At 64.8% G+C, this 25,959-nt stretch carries 20 protein-coding genes; 12 read left to right on the top strand and 8 right to left on the bottom strand.

The features are described 5' to 3' along the window. The first annotated feature begins 40 nt into the window (after window positions 1-40). Window positions 41-811 carry a sulfite exporter TauE/SafE family protein gene (locus tag FY036_RS04180; protein WP_148913452.1) on the top strand — a complete coding sequence of 257 codons (771 nt, stop codon included), beginning with the start codon at window positions 41-43 and terminating at the stop codon, window positions 809-811. 48 nt (window positions 812-859) lie between these two features. Beyond that, on the top strand, window positions 860-2,500 hold the full coding sequence (locus tag FY036_RS04175) for an acyl-CoA synthetase (protein WP_148913451.1): 1,641 nt from the start codon (window positions 860-862) through the stop codon (window positions 2,498-2,500). A gap of 77 nt (window positions 2,501-2,577) precedes the next feature. On the opposite strand, the gene rpmF is transcribed toward FY036_RS04175, so the two are convergent. Continuing rightward, a complete protein-coding gene (gene rpmF / locus FY036_RS04170) occupies window positions 2,578-2,760 on the bottom strand; it encodes a 50S ribosomal protein L32 (RefSeq protein ID WP_024848972.1) in 183 nt (60 codons plus the stop codon). Between the two features lie 145 nt (window positions 2,761-2,905). Next, window positions 2,906-3,622 carry a monofunctional biosynthetic peptidoglycan transglycosylase gene (mtgA, locus tag FY036_RS04165; RefSeq protein WP_148913560.1) on the bottom strand — a complete coding sequence of 239 codons (717 nt, stop codon included), beginning with the start codon at window positions 3,620-3,622 and terminating at the stop codon, window positions 2,906-2,908. 163 nt (window positions 3,623-3,785) lie between these two features. Between mtgA and FY036_RS04160 the strand changes: the two genes are divergently transcribed. Both FY036_RS04160 and FY036_RS04155 read left to right on the top strand, forming a co-directional pair. After that, a complete protein-coding gene (locus FY036_RS04160) occupies window positions 3,786-4,706 on the top strand; it encodes a polyprenyl synthetase family protein (RefSeq protein ID WP_148913450.1) in 921 nt (306 codons plus the stop codon). Window positions 4,707-4,811: 105 nt separating this feature from the next. After that, window positions 4,812-7,352 (top strand): response regulator, encoded by a 2,541-nt coding sequence (locus FY036_RS04155; protein WP_235897513.1) that lies wholly within the window; start codon window positions 4,812-4,814, stop codon window positions 7,350-7,352. 9 nt (window positions 7,353-7,361) lie between these two features. Here the strand turns inward: FY036_RS04155 and ispG are convergent, their stop codons facing one another. Then, window positions 7,362-8,615, bottom strand: coding sequence for a flavodoxin-dependent (E)-4-hydroxy-3-methylbut-2-enyl-diphosphate synthase (gene ispG, locus FY036_RS04150; protein WP_148913449.1), 1,254 nt, complete (start codon window positions 8,613-8,615; stop codon window positions 7,362-7,364). A gap of 181 nt (window positions 8,616-8,796) precedes the next feature. On the opposite strand from ispG, the gene FY036_RS04145 reads away from it, so the two are divergent. Then, on the top strand, window positions 8,797-9,579 hold the full coding sequence (locus FY036_RS04145; RefSeq protein ID WP_148913448.1) for a 3-hydroxybutyrate dehydrogenase: 783 nt from the start codon (window positions 8,797-8,799) through the stop codon (window positions 9,577-9,579). 5 nt (window positions 9,580-9,584) lie between these two features. On the opposite strand, the gene FY036_RS04140 is transcribed toward FY036_RS04145, so the two are convergent. After that, window positions 9,585-10,199: a TetR/AcrR family transcriptional regulator gene (locus FY036_RS04140; protein WP_148913447.1), complete on the bottom strand. Its 615-nt coding sequence runs from the start codon at window positions 10,197-10,199 to the stop codon at window positions 9,585-9,587. A 94-nt stretch (window positions 10,200-10,293) separates the two neighbouring features. Between FY036_RS04140 and FY036_RS04135 the strand changes: the two genes are divergently transcribed. The 6 genes from FY036_RS04135 (at window position 10,294) to FY036_RS04110 (ending at window position 18,407) form a co-directional block, all read left to right on the top strand. Further along, window positions 10,294-10,755: a (2Fe-2S)-binding protein gene (locus FY036_RS04135; protein WP_148913446.1), complete on the top strand. Its 462-nt coding sequence runs from the start codon at window positions 10,294-10,296 to the stop codon at window positions 10,753-10,755. A gap of 2 nt (window positions 10,756-10,757) precedes the next feature. Beyond that, window positions 10,758-13,034 carry a xanthine dehydrogenase family protein molybdopterin-binding subunit gene (locus FY036_RS04130; RefSeq protein WP_148913445.1) on the top strand — a complete coding sequence of 759 codons (2,277 nt, stop codon included), beginning with the start codon at window positions 10,758-10,760 and terminating at the stop codon, window positions 13,032-13,034. Beyond that, window positions 13,031-13,633 (top strand): hypothetical protein, encoded by a 603-nt coding sequence (locus FY036_RS04125; RefSeq protein WP_148913444.1) that lies wholly within the window; start codon window positions 13,031-13,033, stop codon window positions 13,631-13,633. The genes FY036_RS04130 and FY036_RS04125 overlap by 4 nt, the downstream gene beginning before the upstream one ends. Window positions 13,634-13,803: 170 nt before the next feature. Continuing rightward, complete coding sequence (locus FY036_RS04120) at window positions 13,804-14,946, top strand: efflux RND transporter periplasmic adaptor subunit (RefSeq protein ID WP_148913443.1); 1,143 nt, start codon at window positions 13,804-13,806, stop codon at window positions 14,944-14,946. Window positions 14,947-14,967: 21 nt separating this feature from the next. Next, window positions 14,968-18,141, top strand: coding sequence for an efflux RND transporter permease subunit (locus tag FY036_RS04115; protein WP_148913442.1), 3,174 nt, complete (start codon window positions 14,968-14,970; stop codon window positions 18,139-18,141). 107 nt (window positions 18,142-18,248) lie between these two features. After that, window positions 18,249-18,407, top strand: coding sequence for a DUF3309 family protein (locus FY036_RS04110; RefSeq protein WP_148913441.1), 159 nt, complete (start codon window positions 18,249-18,251; stop codon window positions 18,405-18,407). A 53-nt stretch (window positions 18,408-18,460) separates the two neighbouring features. Here FY036_RS04110 and FY036_RS04105 read toward each other — a convergent pair whose 3' ends face one another. Further along, on the bottom strand, window positions 18,461-19,633 hold the full coding sequence (locus FY036_RS04105) for an MFS transporter (RefSeq protein WP_148913440.1): 1,173 nt from the start codon (window positions 19,631-19,633) through the stop codon (window positions 18,461-18,463). A gap of 240 nt (window positions 19,634-19,873) precedes the next feature. Here FY036_RS04105 and FY036_RS04100 point away from each other — a divergent pair, with 240 nt between their 5' ends. After that, window positions 19,874-20,659 carry an SH3 domain-containing protein gene (locus FY036_RS04100; RefSeq protein WP_161601089.1) on the top strand — a complete coding sequence of 262 codons (786 nt, stop codon included), beginning with the start codon at window positions 19,874-19,876 and terminating at the stop codon, window positions 20,657-20,659. A gap of 26 nt (window positions 20,660-20,685) precedes the next feature. Here FY036_RS04100 and pyc read toward each other — a convergent pair whose 3' ends face one another. From pyc to FY036_RS04085, 3 genes are all read right to left on the bottom strand, one after another. Beyond that, a complete protein-coding gene (gene pyc, locus FY036_RS04095) occupies window positions 20,686-24,144 on the bottom strand; it encodes a pyruvate carboxylase (protein ID WP_148913438.1) in 3,459 nt (1,152 codons plus the stop codon). Between the two features lie 164 nt (window positions 24,145-24,308). After that, on the bottom strand, window positions 24,309-25,409 hold the full coding sequence (locus FY036_RS04090) for a branched-chain amino acid ABC transporter substrate-binding protein (RefSeq protein WP_148913437.1): 1,101 nt from the start codon (window positions 25,407-25,409) through the stop codon (window positions 24,309-24,311). Window positions 25,410-25,598: 189 nt separating this feature from the next. Continuing rightward, complete coding sequence (locus tag FY036_RS04085) at window positions 25,599-25,952, bottom strand: DUF6867 family protein (protein ID WP_148913436.1); 354 nt, start codon at window positions 25,950-25,952, stop codon at window positions 25,599-25,601. Window positions 25,953-25,959 lie beyond the last annotated feature (7 nt).

Here is a 25,959-nt window from a genome sequence, read left to right as displayed (position 1 = left end):
TGCCGCTATGGCTGCGCCTGAAAGGCAGTCTCCTCCCCAGATGGATTCCCTCCTCACAGATCCGTGGTTCTATGCGGCTGCCGTCCCGGCGGTGATCCTCGTCGGCCTTTCCAAGGGCGGCCTGGGCGGCGCGATGGCGCTGATCGGCGTGCCGCTGATGGCGCTTGTCGTCTCGCCGGTGCAGGCGGCCGCGATCATGCTTCCCATCCTCATAGTGATGGACATGGTCTCTCTCTGGACGTGGCGGGGCGAACGCGATCCGGTTACCCTGAAGCTGATGCTGCCCGGCGCCATGTTGGGCATCGGCATCGGCTGGCTGACGGCGGCCGTTGTCACCACCGGCGCGGTGCGGCTCATCGTCGGCGTGGTGGCCCTGGCCTTCTTCGCCCGCTGGCTGGCGCTGAAGCTGGCGGCGCGCGAGCACTCGGCCGAGCACGGGCCCGTACGTGCCGGCTTCTGGGGTGTCGTCACCGGCTTCACCAGCTTCGTCGCCCATGCGGGCGGCCCGCCCTATCAGGTCTACGCGCTTCCGCTGCGCCAGAGCCCGGCCATCTATGTCGGCACCAGCGTCGTCTTCTTCGCCATCGTCAACGCGGTAAAGCTGATTCCCTATCTCGCGCTCGGGCAGTTCGACAGCACCAACCTTACGGCGTCCGCCGTGCTGATGCCCATAGCCCCGGTGGCTACCCTCGCCGGAGCATGGATCGTCCGCCGAATGAAGCCGGAGGTCTTCTACCCCTTCATGTACGGCATGATCTTCATCGTCGGCATCAAGCTGGTCTGGGACGGCATCTTCGAAATCTGGGGCTGATGACGGTCGCCGCGCCGTGTGCATAATCGCACGGCAAGGAGGACCTTCATGACCAATCCCTACGCGCTCGACCTGGAAAAGAACCCGGCCAACCACCAGCCGCTGACGCCGCTTTCCTATCTGGAGCGCGCCGCGAAGGTCTTCCCGGACCATGTCGCCATCATCCATGGCGAAAGCCGCACCAGCTATCGCGACTTCTGGCGACGCTCGCTCAAGCTCGCCTCCGCGCTTGCAAAGAAGGGCATCGGCAAGGGTGACACAGTCTCGGTGATGCTGTCGAACACCCCGCCCATGCTCGAGTCGCATTTCGGCGTCCCGATGGTCAAGGCCGTGCTGCATTCGCTCAATACCCGCCTTGATGCCGCGATCGTCGCCTTCCAGCTCGACCACGCCGAATCGAAGGTGCTGATCGTCGATCGCGAGTTCTCGGGCGTGGTGAGGGAAGCGCTGGCGCTGGCCAAAACGAAACCGCTGATCATCGATTATGACGATCCCGCCTATGGCGACGACGCGCCCTACTCCAAGGGCGAGCGGATCGGCGAACTCGACTACGAGGATTTCATCGCGTCCGGCAACGAGGACTTTGCATGGTCGATGCCGGACGACGAGTGGGACGCGATCTCGCTCAACTACACATCCGGCACCACCGGCAACCCGAAAGGCGTGGTCTATCATCATCGCGGTGCGGCCCTGATGGCCTACGCGAACTCGATTCATGCCGGCATGAGCAGGCACCCGGTCTATCTGTGGACCTTGCCGATGTTCCATTGCAACGGCTGGTGCTTCCCATGGACGCTGGCCGTCACCGGCGGCACGCATGTCTGCCTGCGCTGGGTGCGGGCGAAAGCGATGTATGACGCCATCGCCGACCACGGCGTCACTCATCTCTGCGGCGCGCCCATCGTCATGTCGACGCTCATCAACGCGGCGGATGGCGACAAGCGAGCGTTTGAGCAGACGGTCACCTTCAACACCGCAGCCGCCCCGCCGCCCGAAGCGGTGCTGGCCGGCATGGCCGATGCCGGCTTTGCCGTCACTCACCTCTACGGTCTGACCGAAACCTACGGCCCTGCGGTGGTGAACGAGTGGCATGAGGAATGGAACGGGCTCGACGTACAGGCCCGCACGGCCAAGAAGGCGCGTCAGGGCGTGCGTTATGCGGCGCTGGAGGATCTGACGGTCATGGACCCGCAGACGATGCTCAGGACGCCCGCCGATGGAGAGACCATCGGCGAAGTGATGTTCCGCGGCAATATCGTCATGAAGGGGTACCTGAAGAACCGGGCTGCGACCGACGAGGCCTTCGCCGGCGGCTGGTTTCACTCGGGCGACCTCGGCGTCATGCACCCGGACGGCTACATCCAGCTCAAGGACCGTTCGAAGGACATAATCATTTCGGGCGGCGAGAACATCTCGTCCATCGAGGTGGAGGACGCGCTTTACAAGCATCCCGCCGTCGCGTCATGTGGCGTGGTCGCGCGCGCCGATGAGCGATGGGGCGAGACGCCGGTGGCCTATGTCGAGCTCAAGCCAAGCAGGACGGCGACCGAGGCGGAGATCATCGAGCACTGCCGCACGCTGCTGGCGCGCTTCAAATGCCCCCGCACCGTCATATTCGCCGAAATCCCCAAGACCTCCACCGGCAAGATCCAGAAGTTCCGCCTGCGCGAGATGGCGAAGGAACTATAGGTCAGGAGCCGGCGCCCAGACGAAAAAGACCGGCGTGAAGCCGGTCTTTCAACTCATAGAACGTCCGTAGGAAAAGCTCAGCTTTCCTTGGGCTCCAGCACCTGACGGCCGCGATACATGCCGGTCTTCAGGTCGATGTGGTGCGGGCGGCGCAGTTCGCCGGAATTCTTGTCCTCGACATAGGTCGGGGCCTTGAGTGCGTCGGCGGAGCGACGCATGCCGCGCTTCGACGGCGAGGTCTTTCGTTTAGGTACAGCCATGGTCCAGCTCCGGTGTTCGGTCAAACAGCCGCTGCAACCCTTGGAAAAGAGCCTTGCATCGCGGCCGAAAACAGGAAAGTTGCGTGCCTATACACGCACGAGCGCGTTTTGACCAGCACCGGCGCGGAAATTTTTGCGCTACCGATCAGCGCAGGCAGTGGTTGTAGCCTCCGGCGTGGCCTGCGCGCCTCTCTATGGTGCGCGCGAGGCGTTCGAGCCCGGGGCCAGGCCTGCCGGGCGTACGCGTCAGCGGGCTTGGCAGCGTCACGGCCAGCAGCGCAGCCTGCCTTGCAGTCAGGTCGCGGGACGATCTGCCGAAATGGTGCTGCGCCGCGGCCTCCGCGCCATAGATGCCAGGCCCCCACTCGGCGATGTTGAGGTAGATTTCCATGATCCGCCGCTTGGGCATGACGAGATCGAGATAAACCGCGTAGGGAAGCTCGATCGCTTTGCGGATATACGACCGGCCGTGCCACAGATAGAGGTTCTTGACCGTCTGCATCGTGATGGTCGATCCGCCTCGCGTCGCCTCGCCTGCGAGAAAATCGTCCAGCACCGCGCGGAATTCGCCCAGATCCACTCCCCGGTGCGAGCAGAACTGCCCGTCCTCCGACATCATCACCGAATGGACCAGCCGGTCGCCGAACTGGTCGAGCGGTGTCCAGCGCCTGTCATAGCCGGAGAAGGTGGCGAGATCCTTCATCATCAGCGTGGAGATGGGATGGACGGAGGAAGGCAGGTACACCAGCGTCACCACCGCCGGGGTCACGCCAGCAATGAAGACGAGGAGCACGAAGCGCCGCAGCCACACGGACAGCCGGCTGCGGCCGCTGCGTCGCGTCCTGCGCCGGCTCAGCGTCATCTCGGGCTCGACCTCGACGACAGGCTCGACGGTTGGCTCCGTGGTCTGCTTCTCCACCCATACGCCTCACGTTTCATCATTCCCGAATACAGACGCGGTCGGCGAAGCGCAACGCCACACGGCGACTTGACGGGCATCGCTTTTGCGGTCATCGCTCCGGCCGATGGAACAGCTGATCGAAACAGAGGACTTCGAGACCGCGCTGGCGCGCCGCGCACGCGAGGTGGAGGCGACACTGGACCGCCTGCTGGGTTCGGCCTCTCTGGAGGGCGAGATCGCCCGGCCGGACGAACTGATGCGCGCCATCCGCCACGGCGTGCTGGGCGGCGGCAAGCGGCTGCGCCCCTTTCTGGTTCTGGAAACAGCAGCCCTGTTCGATGCTGACGACAACGCCGCGCTTCGCGTCGCCGCCGCGCTGGAATGCATCCATTGCTATTCGCTGATCCACGACGACCTCCCGGCCATGGACGACGACGATCTGCGCCGAGGCCGCCCGACTGTCCATCGCGCCTTCGATGAAGCGACGGCGATACTCGCCGGGGACGGTTTGCTCACCTTCGCCTTCGACATCGTCGCCGACGACGCAACCGACCTGCCTGCCGCCACACGGGTCAGGCTCGTTTCGGCCATGGCGCGCGCAGCCGGGGTGGGCGGCATGGTTGGCGGGCAGGCGCTCGACCTGCAGGCCGCGCGGATCAAGCCCGACGAGGCCGGCGTCGTCATGCTTCAGGCGATGAAGACGGGCGCGCTGATCCGCTTCGCCTGCGAGGCGGGCGCTGCCATCGGCGACGCTTCACCAGGCGAGCGCGAGCGGCTGAGCGAGTTCGGCCAGGCTATCGGCCTCGCCTTCCAGCTTGCCGACGACCTGCTCGACGCTACGTCCAGCGCGGCGACCCTTGGGAAAGCGGCGGGCAAGGACGCCGATGCCGGCAAGGCGACGCTCGTATCCCTCCATGGCGTGGAGTGGACGCGCAGGCAACTGGCAGGCCTTGTCGATCAGGCGACGGCGCTGCTCGATCCCTTCGGCGCGCGCGCCGGGCTCCTGCGCGAGGCAGCACGCTTCGTGGCCATGCGCTCGTTCTGAGCCTGGCGGCTCCACCGGCGTGGCGAGATTTTTGCCACAATTAACAGCACTTTAATCGGATTGCCCGATTTTGCCCCATGTGTACCGGGTAACGGGTTGGGGCCAATGTCGTTTGCTGTAACGCGCGCCTATATGCGCGGCCGTCTCATGTTCATCATGACCGGCTTTCTGCTTGCGGTCGGTCTCGGGGCCGGCCTCATCCACTGGCAGGCCGGAGAGGCCAGAACCAGCGTCAAGTTCGGCGCCGTGCTCGGCGCCATGAGCGAGGCGACGGCCGACGTCATCTACCACGCGCTGATGCTCGATCAGGTGCGGCTGCGGGCCGACCTAGCCCGCGAGCGCGCCGACCGCACGATCAGGGACATTGAGACCGGCCAGTTCGCCATGCCGAAAGGCCCGGTCGTGGCGCAGCCTGTCTTCGACGCGGCTGCGACGACGAAGGTCGTACAGGCAAACCTGCATGCGGCAATCACGCGTCTCGACCATACCTATCGCGCCTTCGGCGAAGCTGCGGGCAGCGATTTCCCTGTCGAAACGCCTCCGCAGGCCGGCGCGGACGACAGCCTGACCGGCGATCTTGCGGGCATACTCGCCGACATCAGGGGCATCGCGGTACCGCCCTCGCTGCTGAGCTTGTGGAACGGCGAGGGACAGACGTTCTCGCTTCGGCAGGACGTGCTGGAGATCATCACGCTGGCAAACCGGCTCGACATGTTCGCCGACCTGTCGCTTCCAGCCGCCCAGCGCGTGTTCACGCAAATCCAGATGATCGCCAACGACCGGGTGCGGCCCAACCTCGACTCCACAATGGTCGAGCTGCGCGCCGACACCATCAAGGGCTACGACTGGCTCGAAAAGATCCTGTACATGGTCGCCGCCGTGATCTTCGTCGTCGGCGTGTTCACCACCCTGTGGGTCTTCGTGCCCATGATGCGCAACATTGCCCACGCACATGACGACCTGCAGCGGGCCAACGCCTCGATCGAGGCGGCGCGTGTGAAGGCCGAATCCGCCGACCGCGCGAAGTCGGAATTCCTGGCCAATATGAGCCACGAGATCAGGACGCCGATGAACGGTGTGCTCGGCATGGCTGAACTGCTGGTGCGCACCGACCTAGACAACCGCCAGAAGACCTTTGCCGACGTGATCCTCAAGTCGGGCAACGCGCTTCTCACGATCATCAACGACATCCTCGATTTCTCCAAGATCGACGCAGGGCAGCTCAGCCTCGATCCCGCACCCTTCCGTCTCGGCGAGGCTATCGAGGACGTCGCGACGCTGGTCTCCACCCGTGTCGCGGAGAAAGACCTCGAGCTCATCGTGCGCGTCGATCCCGAACTGCCGGCCTGCGTCGTCGGCGATGTCGGCCGCATAAGGCAGATCGTCACCAATCTCGTCGGCAACGGCGTCAAGTTCACCGAGAAGGGCCACGTGCTGGTCGATGTCAGCGGCCATGTCGAGAACGGAACCTCGCACGTCACCGTTCGGGTCGAGGATACCGGCATCGGCATTCCACCTGAGATGCAGACCAGGGTGTTCGAAAAGTTCAGTCAGGTCGATGCGTCGTCCACCCGCCGCCACGAAGGCACGGGGCTCGGCCTTGCGATCGCCTCGCGCCTCGTCGAGCTGATGGGCGGCCAGATGGGGCTGACCAGCGAACTGGGCAAGGGCTCGACCTTCTGGTTCACGGTGCCGCTGCCCGTCTTCGAGGACATGGAGCCGGCACGGCCCGTTCCCGTCGATGTATCGGGTGCGCGCGTGCTGGTCATTGACGACAACAAGGTCAATCGCGACATCCTGCTGGAACAGCTTCGCAGCTGGAACTTCGACTGCGCGGCAGCCGAGAACGGCGAGGTCGGCCTCGCCTTCCTCGACCGCGCGACCCATCTGGGCGCGCGGGTGGACTGCATCATCCTCGACTACCAGATGCCGGGCATCAACGGGCTGGAGGTTGCGCGCCGCATCGCCGCCAACCCCGCGACGTGGAACATCCCCGTCCTGCTGCTGACGTCCGTCGATCAGGCCGTCACCGGCAAGCTCACGATGGAATCGGGCATCGCCGCGCATCTCAACAAGCCTGCGCGTTCTTCCGCGCTGCTCGAAACGCTTGTCACCATGATGCAGGTGGCGCGAGCTGCGCCGCGGCGCGAGAGCGCGGTGCGAAACATCGCGCCGGTTCCCAATTTCGCCCAGAAGGCGGCAAGCGCCGCGCCGAAGCCCGTTCATCCTGCGCCGCGCGCCGGCACCGGTCGCCAGCTCGACATCCTGGTTGCCGAAGACAACGAGGTGAACCAGCTCGTCTTCAGCCAGATACTCGACGGTCTCGGCCTCTCCTACCGCATCGCCTCCAACGGCCGCACCGCCGTCGAGATGCATCGCACGTTGCGGCCGCGCCTGATGCTGATGGACGTTTCGATGCCGGAGATGAACGGCCTTGAGGCCGCGGCCGCCATCCGCAAGGCCGAGGAAGGTATCGGCACGCGAACCCCCATCATCGGCGTCACCGCCCACGCGCTCAAGGGCGACCGCGAGAAATGCATCGAGGCAGGAATGGACGACTACCTGTCGAAGCCGGTGTCGCCCAACAAGCTGGCTGCGAAGATCAACGCCTGGATCGGCGATGAGGCGGTGGCTCTCATCGCCTGATGTGGCCGCCTACTCGGCGGCCTGCTTTTCCTGCTGCCCGAAGCGGCGCTCGATATAGTCGGCGACCATCTTCTGGAAATCCGAGGCGATGTTCGGGCCGCGCAAGGTCGCGGCCTTCTGGCCATCGACGAAAACCGGCGCCGAAGGCGTCTCGCCAGTGCCGGGAAGAGAAATGCCGATATCGGCCTGCTTGGATTCGCCCGGCCCGTTGACGATGCAGCCCATGACGGCGACCTGAAGCGCCTCGACACCGGGATACTTGTCGCGCCACAAGGGCATGTTGCGGCGCAGATCGTCTTGTATCGTCGCCGCCAATTCCTGGAACACCGTCGATGTCGTGCGCCCGCAACCGGGGCACGCCGCCACGATCGGTACGAACTGGCGGAAGCCCATCGTCTGAAGCAGTTCCTGCCCCACCTGCACCTCGCGGGTACGGTCGCCGCCGGGTTCGGGCGTCAGCGAAATACGGATCGTGTCGCCGATGCCCTGCTGCAGCAGGATGCTCATCGCCGCCGACGAGGCAACGATGCCCTTCGTTCCCATGCCGGCTTCCGTCAGGCCCAGATGCAGGGCGTGATCGGAGCGCTTGGCGAGTTCGACATAGACGCCGATCAGATCCTGCACCTGGCTCACCTTGGCCGACAGGATGATCTTGTTGCGCGGTAGGCCGATCTCCTCGGCCATGGCGGCCGAGATCAGCGCAGATTGCACGATGGCCTCGCGCATCACTTCGCCTGCCGTCAGCGGCGAGCCCTGCGACTGGTTCTCGTCCATCAGGCGCGTCAGCAGTTCCTGGTCGAGCGAGCCCCAGTTGACGCCGATGCGCACCGGCTTGTCGTGGCGGATGGCGGTTTCGATGATCGCGCCGAACTGGCGGTCCTTCTTTTCCCTGAAGCCGACATTGCCCGGATTGATGCGGTACTTCGCCAGCGCCTCGGCGCAGGCTGGATGATCGGCCAGAAGCTTATGCCCGATATAGTGGAAATCGCCCACCAGCGGCACGTGAACGCCGAGCCGCGCCAGTCGGTCGCGGATACGCGGCACGGCGGCCGCCGACTCGTCGCGATCCACCGTGATGCGGACGATCTCCGAGCCCGCGCGGTGCAGTGCGGCCACCTGCGCCACGGTGGCGTCCACGTCGGCGGTGTCGGTGTTCGTCATCGACTGGACGACGACCGGCGCATCGCCGCCCACCATGACACCGCCCACGGCCACACCTACCGAACGGCGGCGCGCAAGGGGTCGGTCCAGAAAATGCTGCATACGGGTCGAACTCTTTCTCGACTTGTCAGCGCGATATCTACGCTTTGAGGCCTTTTAGCACAATCCGGCAAATCCTTCATGAAGAAGGCGCGGATATGGTGGAAACACCACCCCGATTGGAAACGATGATGCGCTGCAATATGTAGACCCGCAGTCGAAATTGCCAACATGAAGGAAGACCATGCTGACCGGAAAGATCGCCATCGTCACCGGATCGACCTCCGGCATCGGCCTCGCCACCGCCGAAGCGCTGGCGGCCAAGGGCTGCACGCTGGTCGTGAACTCCTATTCCGACAGCCAGCAGGACCATGCCGTCGCGACGCAGCTTGCGGAAAAGCACGGCGTCGAGGCGGTCTACATCAAGGCCGACATGGCAAAGCCAGACGAATGCCGCGACCTGATCGAGAAGGCCGTCGCGCGCTTCGGCAGCGTCGATGTCCTCGTCAACAATGCCGGCATCCAGTTCGTGGCGCCGGTGGAGGAATTCCCGGCGGAGCGCTGGGACGCGATCATCGCCATCAACCTGTCGTCGGCCTTCCACACCACCGCTGCAGCCATCCCGCACATGAAGGCCTCCGGCTGGGGCCGGATCGTCAACATCGCGTCGGCGCATGGCCTTCGCGCCTCGCCCAACAAGTCGGCCTATGTCGCGGCCAAGCACGGCGTCGTCGGCCTTACCAAGACGGTGGCACTGGAGCTCGCCGGCCAGGGCGTCACCTGTAACGCGGTGTGCCCCGGTTTCGTGCTGACGCCGCTCGTCGAAACCCAGATCGAGGACCGTTCGCGCGAGGCCGGACTGGATCGCGAAACCACGATCCGCGACATCATTCTCGCCAAGCAGCCATCGAAGCAGTTCGCCACGGTGGCCGAGATCGGCGCGGCTGTCGCCTTCCTGTGTTCAAACGATGCGGCGCAGATCACAGGCACGACGCTGTCGGTCGATGGCGGCTGGACCGCGCAGTAGCCGCACTAAGGCCGAAGGGCTGCGACGAGAACCCGAACAGCGCCCTTTGCCGCGGCCAGATGCGAATGAGGATCGCTGAGCCGCGGCTTCATGCCTTCCAGCGCGTCGAGCAGTGTTTCGGCCAGGATCAGCGGTGAAATCCCGCGCGCCGCGAGGTCGACGCCGTTGCGCGTGGCTTCCTCGGCGAAGGCCGCCTTGAGCGCGATCAGCATATGCCCGCGCCATTCGTCGAATATGTCTCCGGCAAGTTTGTTGCGGATGTCGAGCAGTTCGGCGCCATGCGGCGATTCCTCGATGTCCTTGACCATGTTGAAAAGCGCGGTCTCGACCATGTGGTCGAGACGCTCGAGCAACGTGGCTTCCATGGTCAGGGAATAGCGCGCGCGCTCGACGATCTGCGTGACCACGCAGCGCGCGATGGCACGGTAGATGTCGGTCTTGTTCCTGAAGATGAGGTAGACCGCCGGGCGCGACAGCTCGGCCGCTCGCGCGATGTCGTCCATCGTCGTGCGGTTGAAGCCGTAGGCGAGAAACACCTTCAGCGCGCCTTCCATGACGCGCACGCGCTTTTGGTCGCCTTCCGCGGCCGCCGCAGTCTTCAATCCATCAATCACGTCCATTGCCCACCTATTGACAAAATGACGGATTTTGTCAAGATGTCCATTATTAGCCAGCCGCGAATGATGCGGCCAGCCTCCTTTATCTGGTGTTCCGATGAACCTGACTGTTGACGGAAAGTCCATCGAGATCGACGCCGACCCCGAAATGCCGCTGCTTTGGGCGCTGAGGGACATTGCCGGCATACTGGGGCCCAAATTCGGCTGCGGCATCGCCGCATGCGGCGCCTGCACGGTGCTGATAGACGGTTCCCCGGTCCGCTCCTGCGTGCTCCCGGTCGGGCAGGTCGAAGGCGCCGTCACCACCATCGAGGGCATATCCTCGCCGGCCGGCCTCCACCCCGTGCAGCAGGCATGGCTGGACGAGCAGGTCTCCCAATGCGGCTACTGCCAGGCCGGCCAGATCATGACGGCGGTTGCGCTGCTCGAGGAGATCGCAGATCCGACGGACGAGGATATCGACAACGCCATGGGCGGCAATCTGTGCCGCTGCGGCACTTATCCGAAGATTCGTGCTGCGATCCATCGCGCCGCATCGCTCAAGCTGGCGAGGTCCTGACCATGTCGCGTCTCGGCACCTTCACCCGGCGCGCTTTCCTGCTCGGCGCCGCCACCGTCGCGGGCGGCGTGGCCGTCGGCTACTGGTACTACCGCCAGCCCTACCCCAACCCTCTCGAAGACGAGCTTGCCGAGGGTGAGGTTACCTTCAATCCCTACGTCAAGGTGTCTTCGGATGATACCATCACCCTGATCGCGCCGCGCGCCGAGATGGGACAAGGCATATCGACGACGCTTGCAGCGTTCGTGGCGGAAGAACTCGACGTGTCGCTGGACCGCGTCACCGTCGAGCATGGTCCACCCTCATACGCCTATTACAACGCTGCCATGCTGGAAGAAGGCGGCGGGTTCAACTTCTGGGACGAGAGCTTCACCGCCGAGACGGTACGCGGCCTGATGGGCGTGGCCGGCAAGATGCTGGGCCTTCAGGCGACGGGCGGATCGACCGCCACGCGCGACGGGTTCGAGCGCATGCGGCAGGCCGGCGCCGCGGCCCGCATAATGCTGGTCGATGCTGCCGCAGCACGGCTCGGCGTTGCCGCCAATGAGCTGGCGACAGAAAACGGCACCATCGTGCACAGGGCTTCCAACCGCAGCCTCACCTATGGCGAGGTGGCGCTCGACGCCGCCCAGATCAAGCCGCCTTCCAGCGTCGTGCTCAAGGAGCGCGCCGACTGGAAGCTGCTTGGCAAGTCGCAGCCGCGTGTCGACATGCTCGACAAGGTCACCGGCGCGCCGATCTTCGGTATCGACGTGCGCCAGCCCGACATGCTGTTCGCCACGGTCCGCATCAGCCCCGTGTTCGGAGTCGCCCCCGTCCGGTCGGATATTTCGGCCGCATCCGCCATGCCGGGCGTGGTCAAGATCGTTCCGATCGAAACGCTCTACGGCAGCGGCTTCGGCGTCATCGCGGAAAACACCTGGGCCGCCTTCAAGGCCGCCGAGGCGATCGACGTGGAGTGGGGCGAGCCTGGCTATCCCAAGGCGAATGACGAGATCATGGCCACCTTCACCCAAGCGGCAAGATCCGGCGATGCATCCGCCATGCGCGATGACGGCAATGTGGACGTCGCCTTCGCCGACGCGCCGCAGGAGCGTGTCATCGAGGCGGAGTACAGCGTCCCCTACCTCGCCCATGCCCCGATGGAGCCGATGAACTGCACCGCCAGGCTGAAGGACGGCGTGCTCGACATCTGGGCGCCGAACCAGATGCCCGTTCTGGTCCGCTGGTTCTGTTCGGACCTTGCCGGCGTACCGGGCGGCAAGACCAACGTCCACACCACCTCCATGGGCGGCGCGTTCGGGCGGCGAGGCGAACTCGACTACGCGCTCTATGCGACGCTTCTCGCCAAAGAGACTGATGGGCGGCCGGTTCAGGTCACGTGGACGCGCGAGGAGGACACGCGGCGCGGCCCGTTCCGCCCTGCTTCCGCGGGCCACTTCAGGGCGCGCATCGGCGAGGATGGATTGCCCGTCGCCGTCGACATGCGGATCGCCGCGCAGAACATGATGTCCTCGCTCATGGGGCGCACCTTCCCCTCGCTGCCTGCCGGCGGGTCGGATCCGTCGATCACGGACGGCGCGCGCAATCAGCCCTACACGATCCCCAACTACCGAGTATCCGAAATCCAGGTGCCGCTGGCCATTCCGGTGACCTTCTGGCGCTCGGTCGGCAATTCGGTCAACGGCTTCTTCCATGAAGGTTTCATGGACGAAATCGCCCATGCCGGCCAGGTCGACCCGGTCGAGATGCGGCGCAGGCTGATGGCCGACTTCCCCGCAGCCATCGCCGTCGTGGACAAGGTGGCCGAGATGTCGAACTGGGGGGAGACATTGCCGGCCGGCAAGGCCAAGGGCTTCGCCTTCACCCTTTCCTTCGGCAGCTGGTGCGGACAGGTCATCCAGATCGCCGAAACTCCGGCCGGCATCAAGCTGGAGAAGATGTGGATCGCCGTGGACGTCGGCATGGCCATCGATCCCGCCATCATCGAGGCGCAGATGACCTCCGGCGCGATATTCGGCCTGTCGGCCGCGATGGGACAGCAGATCACCTTCTCGGAAGGCGTGGTCGAGCAGAGCAATTTCCACGACTACGACGCGATGCGCATCTTTCAGGCACCGGAGTTCGAAGTCGCCATCATCGAGAACTTCCACAGGATGGGCGGCGTCGGCGAGGTCGGCACGCCACCGGCGGCTCCCGCACTGGCCAATGCCATCTTTGCGCTCACTGGCAAGCGCATCCGCCAGTTGCCCTTGTCTCGCGAGGTGAGCTTCGCATGAGGTTTTCCGGAACACTCCTGACAGCTCTTGTCATTAGCCTGTCGGCCGCCGCGTTGCCGGGCGCGAGGGCGCAGGATAGCGATACCCCCGTCACCCCGGCTTCCGGCGAACAGGGGCTGGCGGAATGGGAAGGCATCCATGCCGTTTTCGCACATCCGCGCTGCGCCAACTGCCATGTCGAGGACGACCAGCCGCGCTGGTCGGGCGAAAGCTACGGCAAGACGAGGGTGCATGCCTTCAACGTGCGGCGGGGCGAAGACGGCTTCGGCAACGCAGGGCTGCGCTGTAGCACCTGCCATTCAGAAGAGAATTCCGCGGTTCTTCACGGCCCTCCGGGCGCCCATGCCTGGCATCTGGCACCTGCGGAAATGGTGTGGTTCGACAAATCTTCGGCCGAAATTTGTGCCCAGATCAAGGACCCGGAACGCAACGGAGGACGCTCGCTGGAGGAAGTTGCCAACCATGTCAGGGACGACGCGCTGGTGGCGTGGGGGTGGAACCCCGGCCCCGGGCGAGAGCCTGCGCCCGGCTCGGCGGAGGAAACCTTTGCAGCTATCGAGAGATGGGCCGCTGCGGGCGCACCCTGTCCGGAGGAGTGATGAAATCATCAACATTTCCCACTATGTTGCACTGCAAAAATGAGGTAGAACGCCGTGCCTCTCGCGCGTGGCGCGAAGTGACGGATTGAACGGCGCGGAGAGCGCCCCCATATCGACGGCTTCCCCAAGGGCAAGAACCCCTGAACGGACCCGCTCGCTGGATTTCGAACATGGCGAAGATCAAGTTTCACAAGGTAGCGGCTATCGCCGTGCTCGTTGCAACCGCGGCCTGGGTTGCCACCGGCGAGTTTTCCTCCGTCGGCAGCGCGGCCGACGAGGCTGAGGCCGCGCGCGCCGCAACGGCAGAGCAGGAACAGCAGGAGGCTCCGCTTCGCACGGTGGCGGTCGTTAATCCGCCGCGTGTCGAGCATTCCCGCGCGATCCGCATTTCCGGCCACACCGATGCCGACAAGCGCGCCGTGCTGGCGACCCGGGCGGCCGGCATAGTCGAGGAACTGCCGGTCAATCTCGGCAGCCAGGTCAAGCGTGGCGACCTGATCGCCAAGCTTGAAGCCGAAGGCAAGGAAGCCGCGGTGGAAACCGCGCGACAGCTGCTCGCCCAGCGAGAGGCCGAGGCCAACGCGGCCCGGCGGCTTGCCGAAGCCGGCAGCATGCCCAAGCTTCAGCTCGACAATGCCGTCTCTGCACTCGCCGCCGCGCGCTCCCAGCTCGAGGCGGCCGTTGCTGAACTGGAGCGTAATACGCTACGCGCACCGTTCGACGGCATCATCGACAAGGTGGATGTGGAACTCGGTAGTTCGGTTGCTGCCGGCGCGCAGGTCGCGACCATCCTCAATCTCGACCCGGTTCTTGCTCGAGGCGAGGTCTCCGAGCGCGACCTTGCCTATGTGAAGCCGGGAGACCCGGCCGAGGTTCGCCTCGTCAACGGCCAGGAAGTGGAAGGCACCATCCGCTACATCAGCCGCGACGCCACGGCCGCGACCCGCACCTTCCGCGTGGAAGTCGCCATTCCCAACAAGGATGGTAGCGTGCCGGCCGGCATGACGGCCGAGATAACGCTTCGCGCCGCGCCCATCGAATCGACGGTACTGCCGCGCTCGGTCGTCACGCTCAGCGGCGACGGCGATCTTGGCATCCGCGCGGTCGACGGCGAGGATCAGGTCGTGTTCTATCCCATCGATCTGGTGGACGACACGGCTGGCGGGCTCGTGCTCGGCGGCATCCCGGAAGGGGCGCGCATCATCGTGGCGGGTCAGGAACTCATCTCGGAAGGCGACAGGGTCAATCCGGTCGAAGCCGATGCCGAAACGGTCAGGAAGCTGGTTGAAGAAGCAACCGGCTCCACGCAGTAGCCGCAGGGACGGCGCCACACCATGGATATCGTCAAGCTTGCCATCCGCAATGCGCGGCTCACCATCACCACGCTCATCTTCCTGATGATCGCGGGGGCGATGGCGTACGTCTCGATCCCCAAGGAAGCCGAGCCCGACGTTGCGATCCCCATCATCTATGTGAGCCTTGCCTATCAGGGCATCTCGCCGGAAGATTCCGAGCGGCTGCTGCTGCGCCCGGTCGAGACCCGGATGAAGAGCATCCGCGGCGTCAAGGAGATGCGTTCGGCCGCCTATGAGGGCGGCGGTTATGTCCTGTTGGAATTCGACCCTTCGACCGACCTGAAGACGGCGTTGGACGACACCCGCAACCGGGTGGACGACGCCAAGCGCGACCTGCCGCAGGGCGCCGAGGAGCCGACGGTCAATGAGGTCAACATCTCGGAATTTCCGGTACTGGTCGTCACGCTGTCGGGACATGTGCCCGAGCGCACGCTGACGGCTGCGGCCCGCCAGCTGCGCGACCAGATCGAGGAAGTGCCGGGCGTTCTCGAGGCCGTGCTTCAGGGCGCGCGCGACGATCTCGTCGAGGTCGTCATCGACCCGATGAAGCTTTCGTCCTACGGGCTGCAGCTGGACCAGCTATTGCAAGGTGTCGGCGCATCCAACAGCCTCGTGGCGGCGGGCGCTCTCCAGGGCAATGAAGGCCGCTACGCCGTCAAGGTGCCGGCACTGATCGAAACCGTCGAGGATGTAGCGAACCTGCCCATCGTGGCCGGTCCCAACGCCGTTGTCCGTGCGCAGGATCTCGCCACCATTCGTTCCACGCACAAGGACGCCGAGACCATCACCCGTCTCGACGGCCAGCCCGCCATCGCTATCGAGGTCAAGAAGCGTACCGGCGCTAACCTCGTCGACACCGTCGTCATGGTGAAGGCACTTGCCGACAACTTCCAGCAGCAGCTGCCAGAAGGCATGTCGGTCACCTACACGCAGGACAAGTCGGTCTTCATCAACCAGCTTCTCGGCGAGCTTCAGAACCACGTCCTGATCGCCGTCATCCTGGTCTTCATCGTCATTCTGTATGCGCTGTCCGGCCGCTCCTCGCTGCTGATCGGCCTCGCCATCCCGTCCTCGTTCCTGATGGGCATCCTGCTGCTTGCGCTGATGGGGTACACGATCAACATGATCGTGCTGTTCAGTCTCATCCTCGCGGTGGGCATGCTGGTGGACGATGCGATCATCGTGGTCGAGTTTGCCGAGCGGCGCATGTCGGAAGGCATGCCGCGCGAGCAGGCCTTCGAGCTTGCCGCCAAGCGCATGGCGGGCCCGGTTGCGGCCGCGACGCTGACGCGCATCGCGGCATTCTCGCCGCTGCTTTTCTGGCCGGGCATCATCGGCGACTTCATGAAGTACATGCCGATCACGCTCATCGTGACATTGGCCGCCTCGATGCTGTTTGCGCTCGTCTTCGTGCCGACGATCGGAGCGCGCTTCGCAAAGGCGCATGTCCACGAGGAAGGCGAGCAGCGCGACGGCTGGTACATGGCCGTGGTCAAGAAGGCGGTGCATTACCCCAAGACCGTGCTCATCATGGCCGTCGGCCTGCTGGTCGGCGTCATGTACAGCTATTCGCACTACGGTGCGGGCGTCGAGTTCTTCCCCAATGTCGAGCCGGATTACGGCCTGCTCTACGTGCATGCGCGCGGCAACCTCTCGCTCGCCGAGCAGGATGCCGCGACCCGCACCGCCGAGGACCGCCTGCTCGGCTGGCCGGGCGTCAAGTCGGTCTACACCCGCGTCGGCCAGACGCGCGGCGGCGGGCAGGACATTCCCGAGGACGTCGTCGGCGTCATCCAGTACGAGTTCGTCGACTGGCGCGAGCGTAAGCCTGCCAATGACATTCTCGACGAGTTGCGCGCCGTCATGGCGGGCATTCCTGGCGTCGATGTAGAGGTCCGCGTGCCCGATGCCGGCCCGCCGCAGGGCAAGCCGATCCAGATTCGCCTTTCGGCCGCCGACCCTCAAGGGCTGGACGACACCGCGCGTGCGGTGGCGGCCCGCATCGGTGAGATACAGGGCGTGATCGACATCAGCGACGGCCTGCCGCCGCCCGGTGTGGACTGGGCGCTGACGATCGACCGCACCAAGGCCGCGCAATACGGCATCAGCCCCAATTCGGTTGGCACTGTGGTCCAGCTGGTCACCGGCGGCCTGAAGCTGACAGACTATCGCCCCGCCGGCGCCGATGATGCGGTCGACATCCGCCTGCGCCTGCCCGAAGATCGGCGCACGCTTTCCACGCTCGACGAGCTTCGCGTCGAGACCGCGCAGGGCTCGGTGCCGATCTCCAACTTCATCAGCCGCAAGCCGGAGCCGCGCACCGGCATCCTCAACCGCATCGACGGCGAGCGCACGGTGGTCGTGCAGGCCAACGTCGCCTCCGGCCTGCAGGTCGCAGCCGTCCAGGATCAGGTGGCGCAGACCGTGGGCGAGATGGAGCTGGGCAACGCCACTTGGAAGCTCGCCGGCTCCAGCCAGGAAAGCGACGAGGCCAGCGCGTTCCTCACCAACGCGTTCGGAGCGGCGATTTTCCTTATCTTCATCGTGCTTCTGGCGCAGTTCAACAAGTTCACCAGCGTGTTCCTCGTCCTGATGACGGTCGTGATGGCGACCATCGGCGTGTTCCTGGGCCTGCTGCTGACCGGCCAGCCCTTCGGCATCATCATGTCGGGCATCGGCGTCATCGCGCTGGCAGGCGTGGTCGTGAACAACAACATCGTGCTGATCGACACTTACGACCGGCTGCGCGAGGAAGGATGGACCAAGCTGGACGCCGTGCTTCAGACCTGCCGCGAGCGTGCGCGTCCGGTGGTGCTGACGGCCGCCGCCGCGATTCTGGGCGTGCTGCCCATCGCCTTCGGTCTCGGGCTGGAGCTGTTCCACCACGAGACGACAATCAATGCGCCCTCCACCCAGTGGTGGATTTCGCTGTCGAGCGCCATCGTCTACGGCCTGGCCTTCGCTACCGTGCTGACGTTGGTAGTCACGCCTTCCGCGCTGATGGTGTTTACCCGCGATGCGCGCCCCGCCGGCCACCGCAGCCTGCTGTCGCGGCTGTTCCGTCGCGGAGGGAAGGACGAGGCTGACGGCGGCGATGAAAAGCCGTCTGTCGCCGACGAGCCAGCGATCGTCTATCCCAAGGCCGCAGAATAGAAGACCGTTAGCGGCCGTTCCCCATAGGTCATGCTGCCCGTGGGGAACTTTTGTGCCGCTGCACGCATTGATAGAGCGTTTCTTGCCTCAATGCGAAGGGGACCTTCATGTCGCTCGGCACAATTCTCATCATCATCCTTATTCTCATCCTGCTCGGCGCAGTGCCGGCCTGGCCTCACTCGCGTGGTTGGGGCTATGGCCCGTCCGGCATTCTCGGCGTCGTGCTGGTGATCGTGCTGATACTGGTGCTGATGGGAAGAATCTGACTTCCGATATGCCGGCCGGCCGCAAGGCCGGTCGGCTCATCGACCAATGACGTCTACTCGGCCGGCTGATGCGCGACGAAATCGGCACTCCGCGCCAGCCCGGCCATCAGGCATACCACCACCAGCAGCCCCGCCAGCGAGACAAAGATCGGTGCAAACCCGGTCCGCTCGCCGATGAAGCCGATAGCCGAGGGCGCTACCAGTATCCCCGAATAGCCCATCGTCGTGACCACGCTCATTCCCGTTGCCGATGCCACACCCGGCTGGTTTCCGGCGGCCGAAAATGCGATCGGCACCATGTTGGCGATACCCAGACCGGCAAAAGCGAAGGCGGCGATAGCCGTCCACGCGTCCGGGGCCATGCCTGCGACCATCATCCCCGACGCCGCGATCAGCGCCGACACGCGCAGCGTGTTGACAGCGCCGAACCGGTTGCGCACCCCGTCGCCCATGAAGCGCATGGTCGCCATGGTGGCAGAGAACGCAGCGAACGCGAAGCCGGCGGTGGCGATGTCGCTCCCCATTTCCTGCTGCAGGTAGAGCGCAGCCCAGTCCAGCACCGCGCCTTCCGGGATCATGGAGAACAGGGCCATGAAGCCCACCAGATAGACCAGCGGGTTGGTCGGCCATCTGAACCGCACCTGCTCGCTCGGTGCCGGCTTGTCGCCATCGGAGAGGTAGCCATAGGCGGCGGCCACGATGGCCAGCGTCACCAGCGTCACCATCGCCGCATGCGCCAGATGGCCAAAGGCCTGGATCGCAAGGCCGCCCAGTGCGCCGCCGAAAAAGCCGCCAAGGCTCCAGAACCCGTGCGACGACGACATGATCGCCCGGCCGAGCCGCTTTTCCACGGTTACGGCATTGGTGTTCATCGCCACGTCCATCGCCCCAATGGTTCCGCCAAGGAAAAACACCATGGGGGCCGCCGCCCAGACGCTGCCGGCCAGTGCCACCAGCAGCAGCGCGAAACTCGAAAGCACGGCGAATATGCGCAGCATTGCGCGCGAGCCGTGCCGTGACATCAGGTAACCGCACCACGGCATGGCGACGAGTGCGCCAAGCCCGAATATCAGGATCAGCAGCCCGAGCGTCGTCTCGCTGATTTCCAGTCGGGACAGGACGAGCGGTATTTGCGGAGCCCAGCTGCCGATGATGAAGCCGTTGGCGAGAAACATCGCCGCAACGGCCATTCGGCCCCGCCGCGCCCGCAGCAGTTGATCAGTCATGGGAGGAATCCAGCAGGTTCGGTCAACGGCAACCTAAATCGATTTAATCCACAGTCAAGCAGAGAGCGTCTCCAATGATTGGGCCAGCCGGCGAACCGGATCGCGGATTGCCACAAAGGCGACCAACCCCGGCCACAATCGGGTTCCAAGGAAAAGCCCTAGTCAGGAAGGGAGAGTGGCCGGCGTTGCTTCAGGCGCGCGGCATTGGACCGGGCGGTCGCCGCCCGTATGGAGAACAGCGTGAAGAGTCCCTTCAACTTCAGGAGCAACCAGAAGCCGTTCCTCGCACCGCTGGGAACGCAGAGCCGGTTTCCCCGTCCATCGCGCGAAATGCTGGACAAGCTGCCGCCCGCCGCTGCGCCCATTGCGGTGACCGTGCTTGGCGGCGCCGCGCTGATCCTGCTGCTCGGCACCTTTCTAAGTCGCGAGGCGAGCGTCGGCCCGGCCGATCAGACCGCTGCGACGGCGCAGGAAGAGGTCCTGACGCAGGAGGTTTCCGTGGCCGCCGAACCTGTCATGGCCGACGCCCCCCCCGCCCCCGAAGTGTCACAAGAAACAGTAGAGCCAGCGGTTGCGGCCAGCGACGCTGCCCTGCAAGCGCCCGAAGACCTTGCAGCCATCCCGCCGCTTGGCGAACCTGCGCTCGAGCCCGATCAGAACCGCACCTCCTCGATCCTGTCGGCCGCGCCGCATGCAGGCGCGTTCGAGCCGCCCGTTCCCGTCGCCGAGACGGATGACGAGATTGCCGCACTGGAGGCTATACAGCGCCGCGAGGTTGAGGAAGACATCGGCCCGCCGTCGGAGGAGCAGACCGCCTCCATCGGGCAGCCTGCTTCTGGCCCCCGTGCGCAGGCCACCACCACCCGCTACGTCAACATGCGCTCGGGCCCGAGCGACGACGCCGATATTATCGTCGTCGTGCCGGCGCTGGTCGAGGTCGAGGCGGAGACCGGCTGCAACTGGTGCGCCGTCACCTATGGGGGCCGCAGCGGCTACATCTACAAGACGTTCCTCAGCTACGACTGAGCGGGCGTAGCTCGACCGGGCCGGCTTTATGCGTAGACGATCAGCAGATCCTTCGCGTCGATCTGGTCGCCTGCGCGCACAAGCACCTCGGCGATCTCGCCGTCGCGTTCGGCGTGAAGCGCAGTCTCCATCTTCATCGCCTCGATGGACAGCAGCACGTCGCCCGACTTGACGGCCTGCCCCGCCGACACCGCCACGGTGGAAACCACACCCGGCATCGGTGCGCCGACATGCTGCGCATTGCCCGCTTCGGCCTTCGCGCGCGCCTTCCCGGCGCCCGAGCCATGCGCCCGGTCGGGCACCTTGACGCGGCGCGGCTGGCCATTGAGCTCGAAGAACACGGTAACCATGCCCTTCTCGTCGGTGTCGCCGACCGCAAGGCAACGGATCACCAGCGTCTTCCCGCGCTCGATATCGACGAATACTTCCTCCTCCGGTTCCATCCCGTAGAAGTAGGATGGCGTCGGTAGGACGCTGACAGGTCCGTACTCAGCCTGCGCGGCGGCGAAGTCCGAAAAGACCTTCGGATACATCAGCCACGAGGCGAACTCGAAATCGCTGATCTTGCGCTCGAGCTTTTCTTCCACCTCGGTGCGGTCGCTGGCGAGATCTGCCGGGGCCAGCAGCGAGCCGGGGCGAACGGTGATAGGCTTCTCCCCCTTCAACGCCTTCTTCTGGAGCGCCTGCGGCCAGCCGCCGGGCGACTGGCCGAGATCGCCGCGCAGCATTGATACGACGGAGTCGGGAAAGGCGATGTCTTTCGCGGGATTTTCGACGTCCGCCACCGTCAAATCCTGGCTGACCATCATCAGCGCCATGTCGCCGACCACCTTGGACGATGGCGTCACCTTCACGATGTCGCCGAACATCAGGTTCACGTCGTGATAGGCCTGCGCCACCTCATGCCAGCGGGTCTCGAGCCCCAGCGAGCGCGCCTGCTCCTTAAGGTTGGTGAACTGCCCGCCCGGCATTTCGTGCAGGTAGACCTCGGAAGCGGGCCCCTTCAGGTCGCTTTCGAACGCCGCGTACTGGTTGCGCACCGCCTCCCAGTAGAACGAGATTTTCCTGATCCATTCCGGATCCAGCCCGGTGTCGCGCTCGTCGCCCCTGAGTGCCTCCACGATGGAGCCAAGGCACGGTTGCGACGTATTGCCGGAAAGAGCATCCATCGCCGCGTCCACCGCATCAACGCCTGCCTCTACGGCGGCAAGAACGGTCGCGGCAGCAATGCCGCTCGTATCATGGGTGTGGAAGTGGATGGGCAGGTTGGTGGCCTCGCGCAGTGCCTTGAACAGCACCTTGGCTGCCGCAGGCTTGAGCAGGCCCGCCATGTCCTTCAGCGCGATGATGTGCGCCCCGGCGGCTTCCAGCTCGCTGGCCAGCGCGACGTAGTATTTCAGGTCGTACTTGGCCCGGTTCGGGTCGAGGATGTCGCCCGTATAGCAGATCGTGGCCTCGCAGAGCTTGCCTTCCTCCACCACCGCGTCCATCGCGACGCGCATGTTCTCCACCCAGTTGAGGCAGTCGAACACGCGGAAAAGGTCGATGCCGCCGGCCGCCGCCTGCTTGACGAAGTAGCGCACCACGTTGTCTGGATAGTTGGTGTAGCCGACGCCGTTGGCCCCGCGCAGCAGCATCTGCAACAGCAGGTTGGGTGCCGCCTCGCGCACCAGCGAAAGTCGCTCCCACGGGTCCTCCGTCAGGAAGCGCATCGCGACGTCGAAGGTCGCACCGCCCCAGCATTCCAGCGAGAGGAGTTGCGGCAGCGCGCGCGCATAGACGCCCGCGACTGCCGCGATGTCATGGGTGCGCATGCGCGTCGCCAGCAGCGACTGGTGCCCGTCGCGCATGGTGGTGTCGGTCACGAGGACGCGCTTCTCGTCACGCATCCAGGCCGCGAACTTCTGCGGGCCCAGCGCGTCGAGTTTCTGCTTGGTGCCGTCGGGGATCGACGCGTCGATGTAGGGCACCCGCGGCGCGGCGGCCTCTGCGTTGGGCTTCGGGCGGCCACGCGTTTCGGGATGGCCGTTTACGGTCACGTCCGCCAGATAATTCAGCAGTTTGGTAGCGCGGTCCTGCCGCTTCACCTGGCTGAACAGTTCCGGCGTCGTATCGATGAACTTCGTCGTGTAGGTATTATCGCGGAAATGTGGGTGGTTGATGATCGCTTCCAGGAACGTCAGGTTGGTCGCCACGCCGCGGATGCGGAACTCGCGCAGCGCGCGGTCCATGCGCTGGCGCGCTTCCTCGGCAGATGGAGCCCACGCGGTCACCTTTTCCAGCAGCGGATCGTAGAAGCGTGTGATGACCGCGCCCGAATAGGCAGTGCCGCCATCGAGCCGGATACCGAAGCCCGTCGCACCGCGATAGGCGGTGATGCGGCCGTAGTCGGGGATGAAGTTCTGCTCGGGGTCTTCCGTGGTGATGCGGCACTGCATCGCGTGACCGTGCAGCTTGATGTCGGCCTGCGCCGGCACGCCCGAAGCGGCATCGCCGATCTTCTCGCCTTCGAGGATGTGTATCTGCGCCTTGACGATGTCGATGCCCGTCACTTCCTCCGTGACGGTGTGCTCGACCTGAATGCGCGGGTTCACCTCGATGAAGTAAAACTTGCCGGTGTCGGCATCCTGCAGGAACTCGACCGTGCCCGCACCCACATAGTCCGTGGCGTCGGCAATTTTCAGGGCGTAGCCGCAAAGCTCCGCCCTCTGTGCGTCGTCCAGATAGGGCGCCGGCGCACGTTCCACGACTTTCTGGTTGCGGCGCTGGATAGAGCAGTCGCGCTCAAACAGATGCACGGTATTGCCGTGAGTATCGCCCAGCACCTGCACCTCGACGTGGCGTGCACGCTCGACCAGCTTCTCCAGATAGACCTCGTCCTTGCCGAAGGCGGCCTTGGCCTCGCGCTTGGCCTCGGTGACCTCGCGGGCGAGGTCGGCCTCGGCGCGGATGGCGCGCATGCCGCGCCCGCCACCGCCCCACGATGCCTTCAGCATCACCGGATAGCCGATCTCGGCGGCCATCTTCTTCACCGCCTCCATGTCGTCCGGCAGAGGTTCGGTGGCCGGCACCACCGGCACGCCGACCTCGATGGCGAGGTTGCGCGCGGCCACCTTGTTGCCGAGCCGCCGCATCGTCTCGGGCTTCGGGCCGATGAAGATGATGCCGGCCAGCGCACAGGCATCGGCGAATTCGGGGCTTTCCGACAACAGGCCGTAACCCGGATGGATCGCATCCGCGCCGGAAAGCCTGGCTACCCGGATCACCTCGTCGATGGAGAGATAGCTCTCGATCGGCCCCAGATCTTTCGTCAGATGCGGTCCGCGCCCGATCGGGTAGCTCTCGTCTGCCTTGAAGCGGTGAAGCGAATATTTGTCTTCTTCCGCCCAGATCGCGACGGTCTTGATGCCCAGTTCGTTGGCCGCGCGAAAGACGCGGATTGCGATCTCGGAACGGTTGGCGACAAGCAGCTTTTTGATCTTCAAGGCGATCTCCGATGGGGCTTGCGAGACGTGCCGCCTTCCTTAGCCGGAAATTGCTGCACTGCAAACCGCAACATTCGGCATGCATGCCATAACGATTGCGCAACAAAACAAAACGGCCCGGTGCTCACGCACCGGGCCGTATCTAGATCGAATGATCTCGAGGCCTAGTTTTCGAGATAGTCGTAGGTGCCGTTCTTCCACTCGTAGAGAACGTAGCCCGGAAGCTGCACGTCACCCTTGTCGTCGAAGCCCGATTCGCCCAGCACGGTGTTGAAGGTGCCGGTGTTCAGAGCTTCCACGACGCCATCGAAGTCGAGCGAGCCTGCAGCCTCGACAGCTTCCTTCCATGCCTGGATCGCTGCGTAGGTGTAGAGCACGTAGCCTTCGGGCTCGACGCCCTTGCCACGGAACTCTTCGACCAGCGCGGAGGCATCCGGGTTCTTGCGCGGATCCGGCGAGAAGGTCATCAGCGTGCCTTCGCCCAGATCGCCGGTGATCGCCCAGTACTCGTCGGTGACGAGCGCGTCGCCGGAAATCAGCACCGTGTCCATGCCCTGTTCGCGCATCTGGCGCATGATCAGGCCAGCCTCGGTGTGGTAGCCGCCGACGTGGACGACGCCGATGCCCTCGGCCTGCAGCTTCGACACGAGAGCGGTGTAGTCGCGCTCGCCCGGCGTGTAGGCCTCGAACAGGGCGGGCGTGCCACCGGCTGCCTGATACGCGTCCCGTGTCGCTTCGGCCAGACCCTGGCCATAGGCCGTGCGGTCATGGATGAAGGCGACCTTCCTGTCGGGGAAGCGCTCGAGGATGAACGGGCCTGCAACCTGACCCTGCTGGTCGTCGCGTCCGCACATGCGGAACACGCCCGGTCCGGGACGCTTCTCGGTGAAGTCCGGATTGGTCGAGGCCGGCGAGATCTGGATGATCTGCTCTTCCGCATAGACGGCCGAAGCCGGGATCGATGCGCCCGAGCAGAAGTGGCCCGCGACGAACACGACGCCCTGGCTGACCAACTGGTTGGCCACCGAAACGGCCTGCCTGCCTTCACACGCATCGTCGCCGATCTCGAGCGAAAGCTGTTCGCCGAGCACGCCGCCTTCCGCGTTGATGTGCTGGACAGCCAGCTCCGCGCCGGCGCGCATCTGCTCGCCGAACGCCGCATACTGGCCCGTCATCGGGCCGGCCGTGGCGATCTTGATTTCCGCCCAGGCCGGACCGGCCATCAGAACGCCAAGCGCCGCGCCCGCCAGAAGTACCTTCTTCATGACAACTCCCTTTGAAAACACCCAATGTTCCCGTAGCGGCCCCCGGACCAGGTGTCGAACTCCGGTTCCCGCGATGCGAGGTTCTGCCCCCGCTTGTCCGGCATGAAAGCCCAATTCCAAATGTAAAGGAAGAGGCTTTCGCCGAATTGCTGCTCCCGGGTTCTTGCGACCCTGAAGCATTGTTTTCCCTCAGGCTTTCTTTTCCCAGCTCAGCAGGCCGCTGCGTCGATAGAGGAAGCTGTACTGCGTTCCCATCTGCTTTGCCCGCGTGATGCGCTTGCCCAGAAAGGCGAGCGCCAGCAGGACGATGAGGTCGACGGCGTAGTAGTGGATCGACAGCAAGCTACCCTGAAACAGCGCGAAATGAATGAACCGCGTCGCCGCCGCCAGCAGCACCATGTAGACGACCAGAGTCGAGTTGGCCTGCCATTCGCGCGCGCCCGCCCGCCCGGTCAGATAGGCGGCCGCCCCCGCCAGAAGCACGGTGACGAAGACGAACTCCCAGGCGGTGACTTCCCAGATCAGCGTGTTCTGCTTTTCCATGCCGGAC

Source organism: Neoaquamicrobium microcysteis, assembly GCF_008180155.1.
In the GTDB taxonomy this organism is placed as follows: Bacteria; Pseudomonadota; Alphaproteobacteria; order Rhizobiales; family Rhizobiaceae; genus Aerobium; species Aerobium microcysteis.
Note: the sequence above shows the minus strand (reverse complement) of the source record. Positions and strands in the feature narration are given on the sequence as shown.

Excerpts from the sequence above, each read along its gene's own strand:
- FY036_RS04110 (WP_148913441.1), top strand. The coding sequence starts at position 18,249 with ATGTCGCTCGGCACAATTCTCATCATCATCCTTATTCTCATCCTGCTC.
- rpmF (WP_024848972.1), bottom strand. The coding sequence starts at position 2,760 with ATGGCTGTACCTAAACGAAAGACCTCGCCGTCGAAGCGCGGCATGCGT.
- FY036_RS04125 (WP_148913444.1), top strand. The coding sequence starts at position 13,031 with ATGAGGTTTTCCGGAACACTCCTGACAGCTCTTGTCATTAGCCTGTCG.
- ispG (WP_148913449.1), bottom strand. The coding sequence starts at position 8,615 with ATGCAGCATTTTCTGGACCGACCCCTTGCGCGCCGCCGTTCGGTAGGT.
- FY036_RS04105 (WP_148913440.1), bottom strand. The coding sequence starts at position 19,633 with ATGACTGATCAACTGCTGCGGGCGCGGCGGGGCCGAATGGCCGTTGCG.
- FY036_RS04130 (WP_148913445.1), top strand. The coding sequence starts at position 10,758 with ATGTCGCGTCTCGGCACCTTCACCCGGCGCGCTTTCCTGCTCGGCGCC.
- FY036_RS04135 (WP_148913446.1), top strand. The coding sequence starts at position 10,294 with ATGAACCTGACTGTTGACGGAAAGTCCATCGAGATCGACGCCGACCCC.
- FY036_RS04140 (WP_148913447.1), bottom strand. The coding sequence starts at position 10,199 with ATGGACGTGATTGATGGATTGAAGACTGCGGCGGCCGCGGAAGGCGAC.
- FY036_RS04085 (WP_148913436.1), bottom strand. The coding sequence starts at position 25,952 with ATGGAAAAGCAGAACACGCTGATCTGGGAAGTCACCGCCTGGGAGTTC.
- FY036_RS04090 (WP_148913437.1), bottom strand. The coding sequence starts at position 25,409 with ATGAAGAAGGTACTTCTGGCGGGCGCGGCGCTTGGCGTTCTGATGGCC.
- FY036_RS04120 (WP_148913443.1), top strand. The coding sequence starts at position 13,804 with ATGGCGAAGATCAAGTTTCACAAGGTAGCGGCTATCGCCGTGCTCGTT.
- FY036_RS04180 (WP_148913452.1), top strand. The coding sequence starts at position 41 with ATGGATTCCCTCCTCACAGATCCGTGGTTCTATGCGGCTGCCGTCCCG.
- mtgA (WP_148913560.1), bottom strand. The coding sequence starts at position 3,622 with ATGACGCTGAGCCGGCGCAGGACGCGACGCAGCGGCCGCAGCCGGCTG.
- FY036_RS04115 (WP_148913442.1), top strand. The coding sequence starts at position 14,968 with ATGGATATCGTCAAGCTTGCCATCCGCAATGCGCGGCTCACCATCACC.
- FY036_RS04145 (WP_148913448.1), top strand. The coding sequence starts at position 8,797 with ATGCTGACCGGAAAGATCGCCATCGTCACCGGATCGACCTCCGGCATC.
- FY036_RS04160 (WP_148913450.1), top strand. The coding sequence starts at position 3,786 with ATGGAACAGCTGATCGAAACAGAGGACTTCGAGACCGCGCTGGCGCGC.
- FY036_RS04155 (WP_235897513.1), top strand. The coding sequence starts at position 4,812 with ATGTCGTTTGCTGTAACGCGCGCCTATATGCGCGGCCGTCTCATGTTC.
- FY036_RS04175 (WP_148913451.1), top strand. The coding sequence starts at position 860 with ATGACCAATCCCTACGCGCTCGACCTGGAAAAGAACCCGGCCAACCAC.